This window comes from Acinetobacter sp. 1424608, from assembly GCF_000588255.1.
GTDB lineage: Bacteria > Pseudomonadota > Gammaproteobacteria > Pseudomonadales > Moraxellaceae > Acinetobacter > Acinetobacter nosocomialis.
The window spans coordinates 67,536-84,781 of record NZ_JFXL01000003.1 but is presented as its reverse complement, the minus strand read 5'-3'; the positions used below and the strand labels follow the sequence as shown (position 1 = coordinate 84,781).

Genomic DNA, 17,246 nt, shown 5'->3' with positions numbered 1-17,246 from the left:
CTTTTAAATCTTTGTGCAACAAAGCCGGTTAAAAGACAAAAACATGAATTTTGTTAAATTATAAGTTGTAATTTAACAAAATACTTAACATAATATTTTAACTTATTGTATTTTAATCTTTTTTTATTTTTTGATGTATATATCCGTTTTAATCAAAGTTTCAAAAAAGGCGAGTTTATCTCGCCTTTTTTATTATTCAATTCCTAGTGAATGTAAAATACTCACACATAAGGAAGATTATTATAAAACTTAATAAATAAATTTAACTAGGTTTTGAAATATAAAGAAAATTCTTAATAATATTCACAATGTATTTATAGAAAGACTATTTATTACTATAGTAATAAATACGCTATATTCAAAATGTTATTAATATTTAGTTGACTTTAATAATTAATATTATAAAGTTTATTGATAATTATTTTGGATCTATTTTTTAGTTTACATAAATAAGTCTTCATGGTTTTCATAATCTCTTTATATGACTTATTTGTGGATTTTATTAGCCAAATAAGAAAAACTACTATTTCATTTTTTAGTCATTCCTTACAAAAATATCGACAATAAAAGAAAAATGTTATAAATTACGCCGCTTAAAAACTCATATTAAGATAAAAGTGAGTTAACTTTAAAATAATTTCAGCCTAAGTTTCTAGTGTAAATTTAACTATCATGCTTAAAAATAATGGACTTTTCCGAAAAGAAGTCTTTGATTCACGGAAAAACAGATTCGTTGGGAATGTAATTGTTTCAGTTCCAATCACATTTAAGATGTTAGCTCTTATTTTTGGTTTAATGGGACTTGCTTTGCTCATTTTTATTTTTTCAGGTGAATTTACTAAAAAAGTTAGAGTTTCAGGCCAAATTATGCCGAATGATGGGTTTGTAAAAATATATAGTACAAGAACTAGTATTGTGAAGGATATTTATGTCAAAGAAAATGATTTTGTAAAAGTTGGACAGAATCTTTTACATATAAATAATTCATTTTTCTTAGAAGATAATAAAGACTTGTATGATTCAATTAATTACGAATCTAATCAGCGAACAGAGTTGTTTTCAAAAGAAATTGCTAAAGAGAAAACAATTTATGAAAATAAAAAACAAAATACGATTAAGGAGCTAGATTATATAAATAAAGAAATAAGTAATGCAAATCAACTTTTTTATACTACAAAATATAAGTTAAGTGTAGCTAATGATGTATACGCACGTTATAAAATAGCCCATAGAAATAATGCGGCTAGTTTGGATGAAGTCCAAATAAAAGAAAGTCAAACTTTGGATCTTAAGAATCAACTTAAACAAATTGAGAGTGAACTAGACAGTTTAAAAGAAAATTTAAGAAATAAAAAATTTGAAATCTTATTTTTAGAACAAGAACATCTTAAACATTTGACACAATTGAAAAGAGAAGAATCTGAAATTAATCAAGAAAAAATTCAGAGTCAGTCGAATAGTGATCAAATATTAAAGAGCCCAATTGATGGAAAAATTTCAATTATTAATATAGAGAAGGGACAAACGATCGAACTCAATAAAATACTGATGTCTATAGTACCAACAAACACTAAGTTAGTATGCTTTTTATATGTTCCATCTAATGCTATAGGTTTTATAAAACCTAACACAGAAGTTTCAATTAGATATTTTGCATTTCCATATCAAAAATTCGGATTAGCTAAAGCAAAAGTATTGAGCATATCTGAAACTCCAATTCCTTATCAAGATTTAAATTCATTAGGACTGATACCTATGCAAGGCATTACTTCAAATGAACCTGTATATATTATAAAAGCCTCATTAGATAAGCAGACTATTACCGCTTATGGAGAAGAAGTAAACTTAAAGATAGGAATGTTACTTGAAGCAGATATAAAGCTTGAGAAAAGAAAAATTTATGAATGGATACTTGAACCTTTGTATACAGTAACTGGTAATATTTAAAATGTCTTATATTCAAAACTTGGTATTTACATTTAGATCAAAGGTCCCAGTAATCCTACAAACGGAAAGCAGTGAATGTGGCTTAGCTTGTTTAGCAATGATTTCAAGCTATTATGGCCATTATGAAACAATCTTTACTTTAAGGCAAAAATATTCCGTTTCAATAAAAGGTAGTAGTTTAAGTGATTTAATTAAAATTGCTGGACAAATAAATTTAAATTCAAGACCTTTAAGATTAGAGATGGATGAGCTCTCTAAGCTTAGACTTCCTTGTATTACTCATATTAACATGGATCATTTTGTTGTATTAGTTTCTGTTAATAAAAAAATTGAAGTGATTGATCCCTCTTTGGGGAAAAGGTTTTATTCAATCGATGAATTTTCTGATATCTTTACGGGTATTGCTTTAGAAATATGGCCAAATTCAAAATTTGAGAAGAATGAAAAAAAAGAAATATTTAATTTTTTCCACCTTTTACATGATTTAAAAAGTTTATTACCTTCATTTAGTTACATATTAATACTGGCAGTTGTTTTAGAGATTTTAGGTTTAGTTTCACCTCTATATATGCAATTTGTTCTAGATAATGTTATTCCGGAAGGTGATAGACAGTTATTGTTAACTCTGACAATAGCTTTTTTTATGTTAATGATTTTTAATATAATTATTACCACAACACAAACACTAATAGGTATGTTTGTTTCTACCACATTAAATGTACAGTGGAAATCAAATGTACTTAATCATTTAGTTAATATTCCTAATGAATACTTTTTTAAAAGGCATTTAGGGGACATTATTAGTCGATTTAATTCAATTGATCCTATACAATCTACTCTAACTTCAACTTTTATAATAACACTTTTAAATGCTTGTTTAGCGATATTTACACTTTGCTTAATGTTTTATTTTAGTGCTCAATTAGCACTAATAACTTTAATTGCAATGGTACTTTATCTATTATTAAAAATAATCACATACTTACCTTTGCGAAGTTTGGCTGAAAAAGGAATTATTCTGGGTGCTTCACAAAATAGTTATTTAATGGAAACTATACGTGGAATCAGAGCAATAAAGCAATATAATAAACAAGATGAGCGCTCTAACAATTGGCTTAGTTTGTTTGTTAATCAGACAAATAACTCCTTATCAAGTCAAAAATTAAGTATAGTAATTTCAATAATTAATAAATTTATATTTGGAGTTGAGAATTTATTAATTATATGGTTTGGTGCAAATCTTGTAATTGATAAAACATTTACTATTGGTTTTCTTACAGCATTTATTGCATATAAAACTCAGTTTTCAACTAGGTTTTCAAGCCTTATTGATAGCTATTTTCAGATAAAAATGTTGAGTCTTCATGGTGAAAGATTGAGTGATATCGTTTTAACAGATCAAGAAGATGTAACAGCTTTTGAATTAACGCCAAATGTAAAACAGGAAATTAAAGGTCAGATTAAAGCAGAGAATATTAGTTTTAAATATGGAGATTTCGAAGCTGAAATTATTCAAGAGCTGAATTTAACAATTGACGCAGGTCAGAGTATTGCACTTACAGGACCGAGCGGATGTGGAAAAACAACATTTTTAAATTTACTTAATGCATCTTTAGAACCAACCTCGGGTGAAATCTTTCTTGATAATATTCCATTTTCACAATTAGGTACAAAAAACTTAAGGTCGTTAATAGCCTGTGTCGACCAAAATGATACTTTATTTGCTGGTAATATTATTGAGAATATTAGTTTTTTTGATTCTAATGTAAATCTTGAATGGGTTGAGCGATGTGCTGAAATGGCAGGTATTCATAATGAAATAATTAAGATGCCTATGGGATATTGGAGTTTGGTGGGTGATATGGGAAGTAGTTTGTCGGGAGGGCAGAAACAAAGAATACTAATTGCACGTGCTCTTTATCAAAAACCTAAAATACTCTTTATGGATGAAGCCACAAGTCATTTAGATATACGAAAAGAAAAAGAAATTAATCAAATGATTTCTGAGTTAAAAATTACCAGAGTTATTATTGCCCATAGAAAAGAAACAATTATGTCTGCTGATCGTATAATTTCACTTAAGGAGGGAAAAATATGCTTTGATAAGATCAAATGATCTCTCAAATTTTAAGCTTTGAAACTTTATACTTTTAAGAATTATTTTTATGATTAAACTTGATATCTCACTTAATAAATTTCGGAATGAATTCCAAAGTAAAAAACCATTTCTTGTTAGAAAATCTTTTGTCTCTCAAATAACAGATCGACAAATTGATGAAATAGTGCTGCGCGCAGATATTATTCAAGATGACTTTAAACTTAATTTTGAAGGAAAAGTTCTACCAAAAAATAAATATGTTGAAAGTTTTCAAGATGTAGGAAAAGTACGGCATCGGTTTATAAAAGCAGCACTAGTTGATTATATGAGACGTGGTGCGACTCTTATTGCTAATAAATTATATAATGAGCCTTTAATATATAATTATCATAAACAAATTGAAGAAATAGCAAATCGACCTGCATTATCAAGCCTATATATCAGTTATGGGAATGAAGATGATAGCTCCTTCCGTGCTCATTGGGATACACGTGATGTATTTGTTTTACAATTAGTAGGGCGAAAAAAATGGATATTACATGAGCCAAATTTTGAATATCCTTTACCAAGCCAACAAAGTAAAGATATGGAACACGTGGTAAAATGTCCAACAACTGAACCTTATATGGAAGTTATTTTAGAGGAAGGTGATTTATTATATGTTCCTAGAGGATGGTGGCATGATCCAGTACCATGTGGAGAGCGCACAGTTCATTTAAGTGTAGGTACATATGCCATTTATAGAAACGATTATTTACATTGGATTATTCAAAATATCTTGCCAAGTTATTCTGAAGCTAGAATGCATTTAGATTCATATAATTCTATTGATGACTTGACTGCATATGCAAATCTTATTCATGAGAAATTAACTGATCCGGAATTATTAAGAAATTTTCATCGCTTACATGCTGTTGAGCACTATAGAACTAATGATACATTAAATTTAAATAGTTTATGTGATCCTAATATTGAAGAAATACCTGAAGAAAAATCACTATATATTAATTTATTTCATTGCGTGGAGGATTTAGAAAAAGATATTATTGCTAATGGTACTTTTTTAAAAATTGAAAGTAGGCCTGAAATGGGAAAAGTTTTACAATGTATACTTGATCATCCAGGTATTTCTACTTATACATTGCTTAAAAAAATGCCAAATCTTGACAAAAAGTATATCAAAAATATGCTTTTTAAATTAGCTTGTTTTGATATTATTCGCTTTGAATAATATTTTATACTTTTAAATTATAATTTTATTCTAAAATGAGGCTTTAAATGCGAACTTTAAATATAGAAGAACTTGAAACTATTGGTGGCGGTGCAGGTGAATCTGGTTCTTCTGCAAAAGGGACTATTACTGATGGTGTTGTTGGATGGGCTATCGGTGAAATGGCTGATAAAACACAAGAGTATATCGATGCCTATGATAGAGGCGGGATGACTAGCGTAATTGTTGAAACTCCAGCATTTGAAGCAATAATTGGTGCTACTTCAATGATTGGTGAAGCATTAAATGGAGGAACTGATTATTGTGGTGGTAGTACAGATTACAGTTAATTTATAAATGGATAAGGCAACTACTCTTTTATAGAGTAGTTGTTAAGTATTTTGTATAGAGAATTTATATTATGAATTTGGATTATTTTGGTTTTGGTGTTACTAGATTTATTATTGTTTTTCTAATAGTTAGTTTATTTTCTCTCTTACTTCGCTTTGTTTTTAGTTTTGATAATAATAATTCAATAGAAATTGGTACTTATCTAACTTATATACTTTTTATCTATTTAGGATATATATATACTAAAAATGCTAAGGGTTTAAGATATTTAAACTCTTTGTTTTTATCTTTTTTAGTAATTTCAATATTTATTATAATTTGTGTTGCTTTTGGTTATTTTGATCTAAAAGGCGCTTTTCGCTCTTTACTATTATATTTATTTTTAATGCAACTTGGATCATTAATATTTTTTATTAAGACCAAGTTTTTGAAATAATAGGAAATTAAGATTTATTAAAATAATCGAGTTCACTAACACTTAACTTTAAATATTTATTTGTTTTTGTTGTATATATCCATTTTAATCAAAGTTTCAAAAAGGCGAGTTTATCTCGCCTTTTTTATTATTCAATTCCTAGCAAACGTAGAAGTGCCGTGCCAACAGCGGCCAAACAAATCACCAATAAAAGCGGAACTTTTTTCCAAACCAAGAACAGTGCTAGTGCCACCCCAAATATACGCGCGAAACCTGCGAAATGTTGGCCTTCAAAAAATGTAGTGGTCACCGCAATGGCACAGAGCAAAACGGTTGCGCCATTTGAGAGTAGAACTTGGTATTTTTCAGAAAACGAAAACTTGGCACCTAAGTGAAAGCCAGCAAAACGAATACCATACGTTCCAAGTGCAAGTAGGGCTATTCCTACAATAATAAGTAACTGTTGACTCATTTTTTTCTACCCCATATTAAGCCAAAAAGCGAAATCAGAATTGGAAGCCCTGAGGCCAAAAAAGGTGTAGTCATCAGTGCTAAAGTTGATCCGGCAAATGCAGCTTTTCGAGTCGATTTATTCTTTAAAGCATTAAAAGTAAGAGCAATTAAAATGGTAGGAAAAATGGTATCTAAACCAAATGTTTTTGGGTCTGGAATAGCACTGCCAATAAAATAGCCAGCCGTGACACCCAGTGGCCAAGTCAGCATAATGCCTATACCACACAACCAATAAGCAGCTTTTTTTGTCTCGAAGTCAGGTTGTGCCATGCCAAACAAAACGCTTTCATCGTTCATGATGTGAGACCCAAAATACTGAGAGAATTTGCCTCGGATTAGTTCATTGACCGCAATACCAAAAGGTAGATGTCTTAAATTGACGAGTAGTCCTGCAATTGCAGCCGCAATTGGACTACCACCTACCGCCAAGAATCCAATAAAGATAAATTCAGCAGTTCCTGCGAGCACAAATACGGACAGGCAAAGTGGAATCCAGAGTGCTAAGCCATAACTTGCAGCGAGTGAACCTAAAGACATACCAACCACGCTGGTTGCTAGACACACAAAGAAAATCGAGCGAGTAGTGTCTTTACTAAGTTTTTTAATCAGAGAGTATGTAGACATAGCATGATATAACGAACGATTTTCCATTATAATGAATAAGTCTGATTGTTTTGTCAAAACGAACGATCGTTTTTTTTATAGAACGGGTGTGGTGAATGTCTCAGCCAATTGAAATTATTGCCAAAGGTTTAACGCGTGAACGCCAAAGAGCAGGTCTTTCATTGGCAGAGGTTGCGCGCCGTGCAGGGGTTGCCAAATCTACACTTTCTCAATTAGAGGCAGGGCAAGGTAACCCTAGCATTGAAACTTTATGGGCACTTTGTGTTGCACTCAATATTCCATTTGCACGTTTAATGGAAGAACCGAGCAATCAAGTGCAAGTCATTCGCTGTGGCGATGGACCAACTGTCAGCTCTGAGATTGCCAATTACAAAGCAATTTTGTTGGCAACCTGTCCTCCTCATGCGCGCCGAGATGTGTATTTATTGATTGTTGAACCGGGTGAAGATCGACTTTCAGAACCACATCCGGTCGGTTCTGTAGAACATATTATCGTGGTTGAAGGTAAAGCTTTGGTGGGTTTAATTGATGAAGCGGTTGAGCTTGGCGTCGGAGATTATATTTGTTATCCAGCTGATCAAAAACATATATTTAGAGCCTTGGAAACAGGCACAAAAGCGTTATTAATTTCTGAACAAAACTAAAGTATTTCAAACTGCTTAAAATAAAAATTAAAAGCTATTTAGCCTCACTTAATACAAAAAGGGCCAATTTTGCGTATAAATTTTGCAATTGGCTCTCTCTTTTATTACAAAAATGGCTCTCGTTTCTTGAGAGCCGAAACGACAAATTAAAGCCATTGGAAGTATGCATACGGAAGCGCCGGATAAGCTCAGTGAATTTTCTGTTTTAGGAGTTGAGCAGAACGGCTAAATTTTTAGGGGATATTTTTTGGCTTCGGAGGATTTCCGAGACTAGCCGATATCCTCCATATATTAAGGAAAATGATATGGCAGCTCATCAAAATGGTTCTGAAGCCAATCACTCCCAAAGTTTAAAACATGGACTTAAATCACGCCACTTAACCATGATCTCGATTGCTGGGGTTATTGGTGGCTCTCTCTTTGTTGGCTCAGGCAGTATTATCTACAACACCGGTCCGGTGGTTTTTCTAACTTATGCTTTAGGTGGTTTACTCGTTTGGTTCATCATGCGTATGTTAGGCGAGATGGCCGTTTTAAATCCCGACAGTGGCTCTTTTTCAACTTATGCGGATCGTGCGATTGGTCGTTGGGCAGGGTTTTCAATTGGTTGGTTGTACTGGTGTACGCTGGCAATGCTCATGGGCTGGGAAGCTTATGTAGCAGGAAAAATTTTAAATAACTGGTTCCCGTTTATACCGATCTGGGTCTATATGACCGTGGTGATTGGTGCACTAGTTGCTGTTAATTTACAAAACGTCAAGAACTATGGTGAATTCGAGTTCTGGTTTGCACTCATCAAAGTTATCGCGATTGTTGTTTTCCTTGTGATTGGTAGCTTAGCGATCATGCATTTATGGCCTTGGGGCAATCCGGCTGCATCTGGTATTAGTAACTTAACTTCTCAAGGCTTTATGCCAAATGGCGGTTCATCAGTGATTACCGCCTTGCTTGGGGTGATGTTCGCCTATATTGGCGCTGAAATTGTGACTGTAGCAGCAGCAGAGTCGGCAAATCCATCTAAAGAAATTCGTAAAGCTTCAAACTCTGTGGTTTGGCGAATTATTTTATTCTACGTTGGTTCAATGTTCGTTGCGGTATGTTTAATTCCTCACAACAATGAACTTTTGAAAGATTCAACTTGGGGTACTTATAGCGTTACGTTGTCTGCTCTTGGTATTCCGGGCGCGCGCCATATCGTAAATTTTGTAGTGTTAACGTCGGTATGTAGCTGCTTTAACTCGGCGCTTTACACATGTTCACGAATGTTATTCTCGTTGTCTAAACGTGGTGATGCACCGAAAAGTTTTGGCTCTGTAAACAGTAAAAGTAGTCCGTGGGTGGGCGTGATTGTGTCATGCTTCTTCTCTGTAATTGCCGTGGTTTTAACTGCAACTAAGAGTATGGATGTGTATGACTTTTTCATGCTAACAACAGGTGCAGCAACACTATATGTGTACTTAACCATTGCTTATTCTCAGCTTCGTATGCGTAAAAAGTTAGAAGCTGAAGGCGTGAAAATTGACTTTAAAATGTGGATGTTCCCTTACTTAACTTACGTGGTGATCTTTGCAATTATTGGTGCAATTCTTACCATGTTGATTGAAGGCACCTATTTTAAAGAAGTGATTTACACTACAGCGCTATTCGGCATTATTGTGTTCTTTGGATTGTTGTCTGAAAAGCTAGGTTGGGGTAAAGAGCGTAGAGCGACTCATTTAACTCATAGCCATGAAGAAAAATTAGTTTAAATTTTTAAATAAAAAAGAGCCTCACTGTGAGGCTCTTTTTTATTTGGCTTAGTACGAGAAAACAACTAATTCAGCGTAGGTACGCCTGCTTCACGTAAGCATTGGAGCAAAACGCCAAAAGCCATCACCATGTCTTTTTCATTTACACAGGCAAAGCCCATCAGCAGTCCACGTTCGGCATGTGCATGCGACTGCATGTAGTACTGAGACAGTGGACGAACTTTAACGCCACGTTCAAGCGCAGTCGCCGCAATCGCGACATCATCACAAGTGTTCGGCAGTTTTAAAACCAGATGTAACCCTGCTGCTTCGTCATATTCATGAATAAATTCGGGGCCAAGGTAGCGTTGAATTAAACTCACCAAGTAGTCACGGCGTTTACCATAGAGCAGGCGCATACGGCGAATATGCGCTTCATAATGGCCTTCACGAATAAATTCAGCGAGAGCCTTTTGCTCAAGCAAATGCCCACCACGGTAAAGCTCAGCTGCGACAATACGTAGCGGTGAAAATAGCGGCTTAGGGACGACCAAATATCCAATTCTTAAAGATGGATAAATGGTTTTACTAAACGTGCCCATATATAAAACAGGTGCGTTATTTTCTAAGCCTTGCAAAGATGGATAAGGCTGGCCCGAGAAACGGAACTCACTGTCATAGTCATCTTCTACAATCCAGCTATTGTGCTGACGTGCGATTTGAATCAATTGTCTGCGTCGATCAAGGCTTAAATGAGAACCAAGCGGATATTGGTGTGAAGGGGTGACAAAAATGAGTTTAGGCGGCTTTGCCGGATTTTCTTCAGGAATAATACCTTCAGCATCGACAGGCATGGGCTGAATATCGAGGCCATTAATTCGTAATGTATTACGCATTCCCCAATAAGCGGGATCTTCAATCCAGACTTTATCTCCCATATCGCTGAGTGCACGTGAGACTAAATCAATCGCTTGATGAATGCCTTCGGTAATAATAATCTGGTCTGCATCGCACTGAACTGAACGTGCAACACGTAAGTAATCTGCCAACGCACTTCGAAGCTCTATACAGCCACCAGCGTTGCTATAAATCAGGCGGTTAATGTCCGGTTCGCGGCTTAAGCGTGCTTGAATACGGCTAAAAATATGATGAGGGAACTCGGTAACATCGGGCGCACCCGGAACAAAAGCGCCCCATTGATGTGGTGAGGCCGCAGCATAGCCTAATAAGTTTGAACCACGCTGTGAGAGGGCATAAGAACTTTGAACACTTGGACTAGAAACGACTTTTTTCTTATTTTGTGTATTTAAAAAACTCTCTGGTAACTTTTCGGCAACCCAAGTGCCATGTCCTGTCCGTGCTTCTAAGTAGCCTTCAGCCTGTAGTTGTTCGTAGGCGCTCAGCACCGTATTTCTTGAAACATGAATTTCACTGGCTAAGTCGCGTGATGCAGGTAGACGAGTCTTCGGCTGGATGACTCCATCAATAATGGCACCACGCAGGCAACGGAAAAGGCGTTGATGTAGTTTCCCTTCAGTGTCCTGTTGGAGTCGTTGCAGCAAATGATCTCCAAGTAAACTACGCAATTGGCTCTCTCCTACAGTTAAAAAGTGGCTCTCGTCAGTTGGCGTCAGACGAGCGAAATTACATGCATAGGCAGTCGTTGTAAAGCACCCTGAAAATTAAGCACAGGATGCAAGAAACCAAAGCTGCAACTGATGATGAAAATATGAGGGAATCAAATGGATAATCAACATTCTGCACTTAACGCACGTAAACAGCAAGCAACTCCACGTGGTGTAGGCGTGATGTGTCAGTGGTATGCGGAAAAAGCTGAAAATGCCACGCTTTGGGACAAGGAAGGCAACCAATTTATCGACTTTGCTGGTGGTATCGCGGTTTTAAATACAGGCCATCGCCACCCTAAAGTAATTGCAGCGGTGACTGAACAACTCACTAAATTTACGCATACTGCCTATCAAGTTACGCCATATGAAAGCTATGTGGCTTTAGCTGAACGTATTAATGAACGCGCGCCAATTGCAGGTCCTGCGAAGGCAGCTTTTTTCACAACAGGTGCAGAAGCAGTTGAAAATGCTGTGAAGATTGCCCGTTCTTATACAGGTCGTCACGGCATTATCACGTTTGGTAACGGTTTCCACGGCCGTTCATTTATGACTATGGCAATGACAGGTAAAACTGCACCTTACAAACGTGATTTCGGTGTTATGCCAGCGGGTGTGTTCCACGCACGTTACCCTGTACCTGCTAAAGGTATTTCAGTAGATGCGGCAATTGAAAGCGTTGAAGATATTTTCAGTGAAGATATTGCACCACATGACGTTGCAGCAATTGTACTTGAGCCAGTACAAGGTGAGGGCGGTTTCAATGTTGTGCCAGCCGAGTTCTTAAAACGTTTACGCGCAATTTGTGACAAGCACGGTATTTTACTTGTTGCTGATGAAGTTCAATCTGGTTTTGCCCGTACTGGTAAATTGTTTGCGATGAACCATTATGAAACTAAAGCAGACCTCATCACGATGGCGAAAAGCTTGGGCGGTGGTTTCCCTATTTCGGGTGTTGTGGGCCGTGCAGAAGTCATGGATGCGCCAAACCCGGGTGGTCTAGGCGGTACTTATGCAGGTAGCCCAATTGCAGTTGCAGCTGCGCATGCTGTGATTGACGCGATTGAAGAAGAAAACCTATGCGACCGTGCAAATGAATTAGGCGCTGAGTTAGTTGCTACGCTTAAAGATATTCAGCAAGCAACAGGTGACGTGGTCACTGATATTCGTGCATTAGGTTCAATGGTTGCAGTAGAACTTGAAACTGCTGAACAAGCAAAAGTTGTACAAAACTATGCAATGGAAAACGGGTTGTTACTTCTTACTTGTGGTAAATACGGTAATGTAATTCGTTTCTTATATCCATTAACCATTCCTGCTGAGCAATTCCGTCAAGGTCTTGATATCTTGAAACAAGGTTTTGCAATGCTAAAAGCAGGTAGTGCAAAAGCAATGGAGCAATCTGCATGATTCAAAATAATTTGCAGTATTTATTAAAACATCCTGATATTTCATTAGAAGCACCTGCATCAAATGACTATATCGAGGTGAATGATGCTGCTACAGGTGAAACTTTGGCATGGGTAAAAACCTATGACCGCGCAGGGGTTGAAGCTGCAATTAACCGTTCGGCAAAAGCGCAAGCTGCTTGGAAAAAGCAAACTGCCTTGGCGCGTGCTGATGTGTTATTGGCATGGTACAACCTCATGCTTGAGCACAAAGAAAATCTGGCACAGATTTTAACGGCTGAGCAAGGTAAGCCGTTGGCAGAAGCACGTGGGGAAATTGGTTATGCAGCATCATTTATTCGCTGGTTTGCCGAGCAAGCACGTCGTATTGATGGTGAAGTGTTAACACCTACTCAACCAAATCAACGTCTGCTCGTAATTAAACAAGCAATTGGTGTTACTGCCGCGATTACACCGTGGAACTTCCCGGCTGCTATGATTACGCGTAAAGCAGGCCCAGCGATTGCTGCGGGCTGTTCTATGTTGGTTAAACCAGCAGAACAAACGCCGTTAACCGCTTATGCACTTGAAGTATTGGCTTTACAGGCAGGCTTACCAGCCGATGTTTTAATTAACATTAGTGGTGATGCGGTTGAAGTCGGTAAAACCCTATGCGAAAGCGATATTGTTCGTAAGTTAAGCTTTACAGGTTCAACACAAGTTGGCCGTATCTTGATGCAACAATGTGCGCCAACCATTAAGAAACTTTCGCTTGAACTCGGTGGTAATGCACCAGTTGTGGTATTTGACGATGCTAACCTTGAACAAGCAGTTCAGGGCATTATGGCAAGTAAATATCGCAACAGTGGTCAAACCTGTGTGTGTGCTAACCGTATTTATGTTCAAGACGGTATTTATGATGCGTTAGCAGAGCGTTTGGTTGAAGCCGTATCTAAGCTTAAAGTTGGTGATGGCCGTCAAGAAGGTTCAACTCAAGGCCCTTTAATTGATGAAGATGCAGTTGCAAAAGTTCAGTCTCATATTGCAGATGCAACTGAGAAAGGTGCAACAGTTCGTATCGGTGGGCAGCGTTCAGCACTTGGCGGTACATTCTTTGAACCGACTGTGTTAACTGGCGTAACACAAGACATGAAAGTGTCTAAAGAAGAAACTTTTGGTCCGCTTGCACCACTGTTCCGCTTTAAAACTGAAGATGAAGCAGTGGCAATGGCGAACGATACCGAGTTCGGTTTAGCTGCTTATTTATTTACTCAAAGCACAGCTCGTCAATGGCGCGTGGGTGAGGCACTTGAGTACGGTATGGTCGGCATTAACACGGGCGCGATTTCAAACGAAGTTGCTCCGTTTGGTGGCGTAAAACAGTCAGGTCTAGGCCGTGAAGGTTCAAAATTTGGCATCGAAGAATATGTCGAAATGAAATATCTCTGCGTAGACTTATCTGAGTAAGGAACAAAACAAGTTCGTTTTGTTCTGAACGAAAACATGCAGCTATGCTGTATGTGATGTTTCACAAAAAAACCGGACATGCCCATTCATGACCGGTTTTTTTATTTAAGTTGGCAAATACCCTTCATGGCTTTCAGGTAAACGTCTGAGTTCTTCAATTAGCGTTTCAATGAGTTTTTCGACCACCAGACGTTGGCCTTTTCGGGACACATAAACCAGTTGTAACATGCCAATATTCGACTTCCATTCAGGAAGAATATGAACCAGTGTGCCTTTACGAATTTCCGATTCAACGGTTAAAAAGGGCAGGTCAGCAATACCTAAACCATCCATCACAGAATAATAAACACCAGCCAAATCATTACTTTTGATTCGTGGTTGATAAGGCACATCAACTGATTCACCATTTCGAATATTGCATAAATGCCAAATATAGTTTTGCTTTTGAGTACCTAAGCTAATACTTGGAAACTCTTGTAATTCAGAATAATGTTCAATAGTGCGGCCTTGTAGTAATTCAGGCGAAGCCACTAGACAGTGATCGGTTTTAATCACATCACGAACAATTAAATTCGAATCTTCATTCGGTTCGAAATTGGTCCGAATCGCGAGGTCGATGTCATCATGCAAGATATCAACTCGGCGGCTCGTTAGCTCAAGAGATATTTCAACTTTAGGGTAAGTTTTTAGAAACTGATTTAAAATTTTTCTAATTTGAAAATGCATCATTAAAGGCGGGCAGCTGACTTTTACCAGACCCTGAGGCTCACTTTTTTGCCTTAATAACACGTTTTCTGCACATTCAACTTGAGCAATAACTTTGCAGCATTCTTCATAAAATTCTTGGCCCAAATCGGTCACTTTAAAATGGCGGGTTGTTCTTTGAATCAGGCTGACATTAAATTTATTTTCAAGGTCAATAATGCGTCGGCTGAGCTTGGATTTACTTATATTTTCAGCTTCACTGGCCGCACTAAAGCCGCCGTGTTTTACGACTAAATAGAAATAATAAAAGTCATCAAAAGAGCTTATCAATTTCAGATCAATCCATTTAAATTTAAGATTAGAGCGCTTAAGCACTCTAATCTTATCAATTCAGCTTATTTTTGCGATGTATTAAAGCTATAGCTTGTCATTAGGTTGCGGTAATCTGGAATATGATTTGAGAAGAGAGCACCTAAGCCTTCTACATCATTACGCCAGTCACGGTGTAACTCACATGCCATACCAAACCAAGTCATCAGCTGAGCACCTGCTTTTGACATACGGTCCCAAGCAGCATCACGGGTTAATTCATTGAAAGTACCAGAAGCATCAGTAATCACAAATACTTCGAAGCCTTCTGCGAGTGCAGATAGTGCAGGAAATGCCACACAAACTTCGGTCACCACACCTGCAATAATTAGCTGTTTTTTACCTGTCGCTTTAACTGCTTTTACGAAGTCTTCATTGTCCCATGCATTAATTTGACCAGGGCGTGGAATAAATGGTGCATCTGGAAAAAGTTCTTTTAGTTCTGGAACTAAAGGACCGTTTGGACCATTTTCAAAACTGGTCGTTAAAATAGTCGGTAAGTTAAAATATTTTGCTGCATCTGCAAGCGCTAATACATTATTTTTAAATTTATCAGGATCGATATCTCGAACTAAAGAAAGTAAACCTGCTTGGTGGTCAACTAAAAGAACCGCAGCATTATCCTTGTCTAAACGTGCGTAATCTTGAGCCATTTTTATATCCTCATGTTATCAAAATAAATAATCAAAATTATTAAGTAGGTCATTCGTGCCTAAAATTATGCTAGTTGAGTTTATTGTCGTGATTAAGTCTAAAAAATAGGATTAAGAATTTTAAAAATAGGACGATCTTTTAAAGAATCCCGCAAACTTTATGATTGTCTCATATATGAAATAATGTGTTGCTAATCCTGATCTATAAACTGCAATTATTGAGGCGTAAAATCAATCTCAGTTCAAGAAAATCCTACATATATAGGAGAGATCAGATGAAGAAATTTCTTGGTGCATATCAAAATAACCACATGCATTGGGTTGGTGATGGTTTCCCTGTATATAACCTGTTCTCTTATGACCGTTTAGGCCAAACCCTAAGCCCATTTTTGTTACTGGATTATGCAGCGCCTTATAACTTCTCACCAACCACCGAACAACAAGGTGTAGGGTCACATCCTCACCGTGGCTTCGAAACCGTGACGATTGCCTACCAAGGTGAAGTGACACATAAAGACTCAAGTGGTGGTGGTGGAACCATTAAAACCGGTGACGTGCAATGGATGACTGCGGGTGCAGGAGTGTTACACGAAGAGTTCCATTCTCCTGAATTTGCAGAGCATGGCGGCTTGTTTGAAATGGTGCAATTGTGGGTAAATTTACCTTCACATTCAAAAATGACCCCTGGAAAATATCAAGCGATTGAAGCTAAAGATATTCCAGACATTGCGCTAGACGAGCACGGTAGCCATTTGCGTGTGATTGCAGGTGAATATGCAGAGGCAAAAGGTGCAGCAACGACGTTTAGTCCATTAAACGTATGGGATGGTAAGTTAGTCAAAGGCCAAAAACACACCCTTTATGTGCCTGAAGGGCATACCACACTTGTGGTGATATTAGAGGGTGCGGTTGTCATTAATGATACAAACCGTCTTGAAGGTAAAACTGTTGCGATTTTATCTCGTGAGGGAGTTGAGTTTAGCTTAAATGCTGAAGAAGACACTAAATTCTTAGTGTTAACTGGTCAACCACTGAATGAACCAATCGAAGGCTATGGACCATTTGTGATGAATACCAAAGCTGAGATTATGGAAGCGATTGATGATTTTAATCGTGGAAAATTCGGTTCAATCATGCAAGAAGCATAAATTGCTAAGCTGTTCTTAAAAATCTTTAAAAGCAAAGTAATAAAAAGCCCGCTATCAAGTGTGAATAGCGGGCTTTTTCGCTGTAAAGTTTCTATTTTTATGATGGATATCATTATTGTGTCGGCATTGTTTTGTGTGATTTAGTTCTCATTATTATGATGCCATGATATCGCAAAAAGGATTGCTTGTAAAACGAATGATATAAATATAGTTAAATTATCTCATTTTATTTAAAAGAATTTTTTTAAATTTTTAAAAAATATAGGTTTTTATGCACTCATCTTCTTTTGTAAAATTTTATGAATGACAGCTTCTCTAATTCGTTTAAATTCTTCTATATAAATTGATGCAAAAAATAAAAA

15 protein-coding genes are annotated in these 17,246 nt (G+C 36.7%); 10 read left to right on the top strand and 5 right to left on the bottom strand.

The features are described from left to right. Nucleotides 1–771: 771 nt before the first annotated feature. From J678_RS08540 to J678_RS0103985, 5 genes are all read left to right on the top strand, one after another. Nucleotides 772–1,947, top strand: a complete 1,176-nt coding sequence (locus J678_RS08540) for an HlyD family secretion protein (RefSeq protein WP_228132394.1) — start codon at nt 772–774, stop codon at nt 1,945–1,947. Nucleotide 1,948: 1 nt separating this feature from the next. Next, entirely contained in the window at nt 1,949–4,063 is a 2,115-nt protein-coding gene (locus tag J678_RS08535) for a peptidase domain-containing ABC transporter (protein ID WP_031955606.1), read from the top strand. A gap of 49 nt (nt 4,064–4,112) precedes the next feature. After that, entirely contained in the window at nt 4,113–5,276 is a 1,164-nt protein-coding gene (locus J678_RS08530; protein ID WP_068791448.1) for a JmjC domain-containing protein, read from the top strand. A gap of 47 nt (nt 5,277–5,323) precedes the next feature. Beyond that, entirely contained in the window at nt 5,324–5,605 is a 282-nt protein-coding gene (locus J678_RS08525; protein WP_031955610.1) for a hypothetical protein, read from the top strand. Between the two features lie 71 nt (nt 5,606–5,676). Further along, on the top strand, nt 5,677–6,042 hold the full coding sequence (locus tag J678_RS0103985; RefSeq protein WP_031955612.1) for a hypothetical protein: 366 nt from the start codon (nt 5,677–5,679) through the stop codon (nt 6,040–6,042). A gap of 127 nt (nt 6,043–6,169) precedes the next feature. Here the strand turns inward: J678_RS0103985 and J678_RS08520 are convergent, their stop codons facing one another. Both J678_RS08520 and J678_RS08515 read right to left on the bottom strand, forming a co-directional pair. Then, complete coding sequence (locus J678_RS08520) at nt 6,170–6,493, bottom strand: AzlD domain-containing protein (RefSeq protein ID WP_031955613.1); 324 nt, start codon at nt 6,491–6,493, stop codon at nt 6,170–6,172. Next, a complete protein-coding gene (locus J678_RS08515) occupies nt 6,490–7,185 on the bottom strand; it encodes an AzlC family ABC transporter permease (RefSeq protein WP_031955615.1) in 696 nt (231 codons plus the stop codon). The genes J678_RS08520 and J678_RS08515 overlap by 4 nt, the downstream gene beginning before the upstream one ends. 68 nt (nt 7,186–7,253) lie before the next feature. Here J678_RS08515 and J678_RS08510 point away from each other — a divergent pair, with 68 nt between their 5' ends. Together J678_RS08510 and J678_RS08505 are read left to right on the top strand one after the other, a co-directional pair. Next, a complete protein-coding gene (locus J678_RS08510) occupies nt 7,254–7,802 on the top strand; it encodes a helix-turn-helix domain-containing protein (protein ID WP_002117406.1) in 549 nt (182 codons plus the stop codon). A 305-nt stretch (nt 7,803–8,107) separates the two neighbouring features. Next, a complete protein-coding gene (locus J678_RS08505) occupies nt 8,108–9,550 on the top strand; it encodes an amino acid permease (RefSeq protein ID WP_004884864.1) in 1,443 nt (480 codons plus the stop codon). A gap of 65 nt (nt 9,551–9,615) precedes the next feature. On the opposite strand, the gene J678_RS08500 is transcribed toward J678_RS08505, so the two are convergent. Continuing rightward, nucleotides 9,616–11,115 (bottom strand): PLP-dependent aminotransferase family protein, encoded by a 1,500-nt coding sequence (locus J678_RS08500; protein ID WP_031953500.1) that lies wholly within the window; start codon nt 11,113–11,115, stop codon nt 9,616–9,618. A 156-nt stretch (nt 11,116–11,271) separates the two neighbouring features. Here J678_RS08500 and gabT point away from each other — a divergent pair, with 156 nt between their 5' ends. Both gabT and J678_RS08490 read left to right on the top strand, forming a co-directional pair. Further along, nucleotides 11,272–12,564, top strand: a complete 1,293-nt coding sequence (gabT, locus tag J678_RS08495) for a 4-aminobutyrate--2-oxoglutarate transaminase (protein ID WP_031955618.1) — start codon at nt 11,272–11,274, stop codon at nt 12,562–12,564. After that, nucleotides 12,561–14,009: an NAD-dependent succinate-semialdehyde dehydrogenase gene (locus tag J678_RS08490; protein WP_002052182.1), complete on the top strand. Its 1,449-nt coding sequence runs from the start codon at nt 12,561–12,563 to the stop codon at nt 14,007–14,009. Before gabT ends, J678_RS08490 begins: the two co-directional genes overlap by 4 nt. A 105-nt stretch (nt 14,010–14,114) precedes the next feature. On the opposite strand, the gene J678_RS08485 is transcribed toward J678_RS08490, so the two are convergent. Next, a complete protein-coding gene (locus J678_RS08485; protein WP_031955620.1) occupies nt 14,115–15,089 on the bottom strand; it encodes a LysR substrate-binding domain-containing protein in 975 nt (324 codons plus the stop codon). 20 nt (nt 15,090–15,109) lie between these two features. Continuing rightward, nucleotides 15,110–15,736 (bottom strand): isochorismate family cysteine hydrolase YcaC, encoded by a 627-nt coding sequence (ycaC, locus tag J678_RS08480; protein ID WP_031953499.1) that lies wholly within the window; start codon nt 15,734–15,736, stop codon nt 15,110–15,112. A 275-nt stretch (nt 15,737–16,011) separates the two neighbouring features. On the opposite strand from ycaC, the gene J678_RS08475 reads away from it, so the two are divergent. After that, nucleotides 16,012–16,884 carry a pirin family protein gene (locus J678_RS08475; RefSeq protein WP_031955622.1) on the top strand — a complete coding sequence of 291 codons (873 nt, stop codon included), beginning with the start codon at nt 16,012–16,014 and terminating at the stop codon, nt 16,882–16,884. Nucleotides 16,885–17,246 lie beyond the last annotated feature (362 nt).

What these genes read in the sequence shown, in the direction of transcription:
- J678_RS08540 (WP_228132394.1), top strand. Translation starts at nt 772, where the DNA reads ATGTTAGCTCTTATTTTTGGTTTAATGGGACTTGCTTTGCTCATTTTT.
- J678_RS08535 (WP_031955606.1), top strand. Translation starts at nt 1,949, where the DNA reads ATGTCTTATATTCAAAACTTGGTATTTACATTTAGATCAAAGGTCCCA.
- J678_RS08530 (WP_068791448.1), top strand. Translation starts at nt 4,113, where the DNA reads ATGATTAAACTTGATATCTCACTTAATAAATTTCGGAATGAATTCCAA.
- J678_RS08525 (WP_031955610.1), top strand. Translation starts at nt 5,324, where the DNA reads ATGCGAACTTTAAATATAGAAGAACTTGAAACTATTGGTGGCGGTGCA.
- J678_RS0103985 (WP_031955612.1), top strand. Translation starts at nt 5,677, where the DNA reads ATGAATTTGGATTATTTTGGTTTTGGTGTTACTAGATTTATTATTGTT.
- J678_RS08520 (WP_031955613.1), bottom strand. Translation starts at nt 6,493, where the DNA reads ATGAGTCAACAGTTACTTATTATTGTAGGAATAGCCCTACTTGCACTT.
- J678_RS08515 (WP_031955615.1), bottom strand. Translation starts at nt 7,185, where the DNA reads ATGGAAAATCGTTCGTTATATCATGCTATGTCTACATACTCTCTGATT.
- J678_RS08510 (WP_002117406.1), top strand. Translation starts at nt 7,254, where the DNA reads ATGTCTCAGCCAATTGAAATTATTGCCAAAGGTTTAACGCGTGAACGC.
- J678_RS08505 (WP_004884864.1), top strand. Translation starts at nt 8,108, where the DNA reads ATGGCAGCTCATCAAAATGGTTCTGAAGCCAATCACTCCCAAAGTTTA.
- gabT (WP_031955618.1), top strand. Translation starts at nt 11,272, where the DNA reads ATGGATAATCAACATTCTGCACTTAACGCACGTAAACAGCAAGCAACT.
- J678_RS08490 (WP_002052182.1), top strand. Translation starts at nt 12,561, where the DNA reads ATGATTCAAAATAATTTGCAGTATTTATTAAAACATCCTGATATTTCA.
- ycaC (WP_031953499.1), bottom strand. Translation starts at nt 15,736, where the DNA reads ATGGCTCAAGATTACGCACGTTTAGACAAGGATAATGCTGCGGTTCTT.
- J678_RS08475 (WP_031955622.1), top strand. Translation starts at nt 16,012, where the DNA reads ATGAAGAAATTTCTTGGTGCATATCAAAATAACCACATGCATTGGGTT.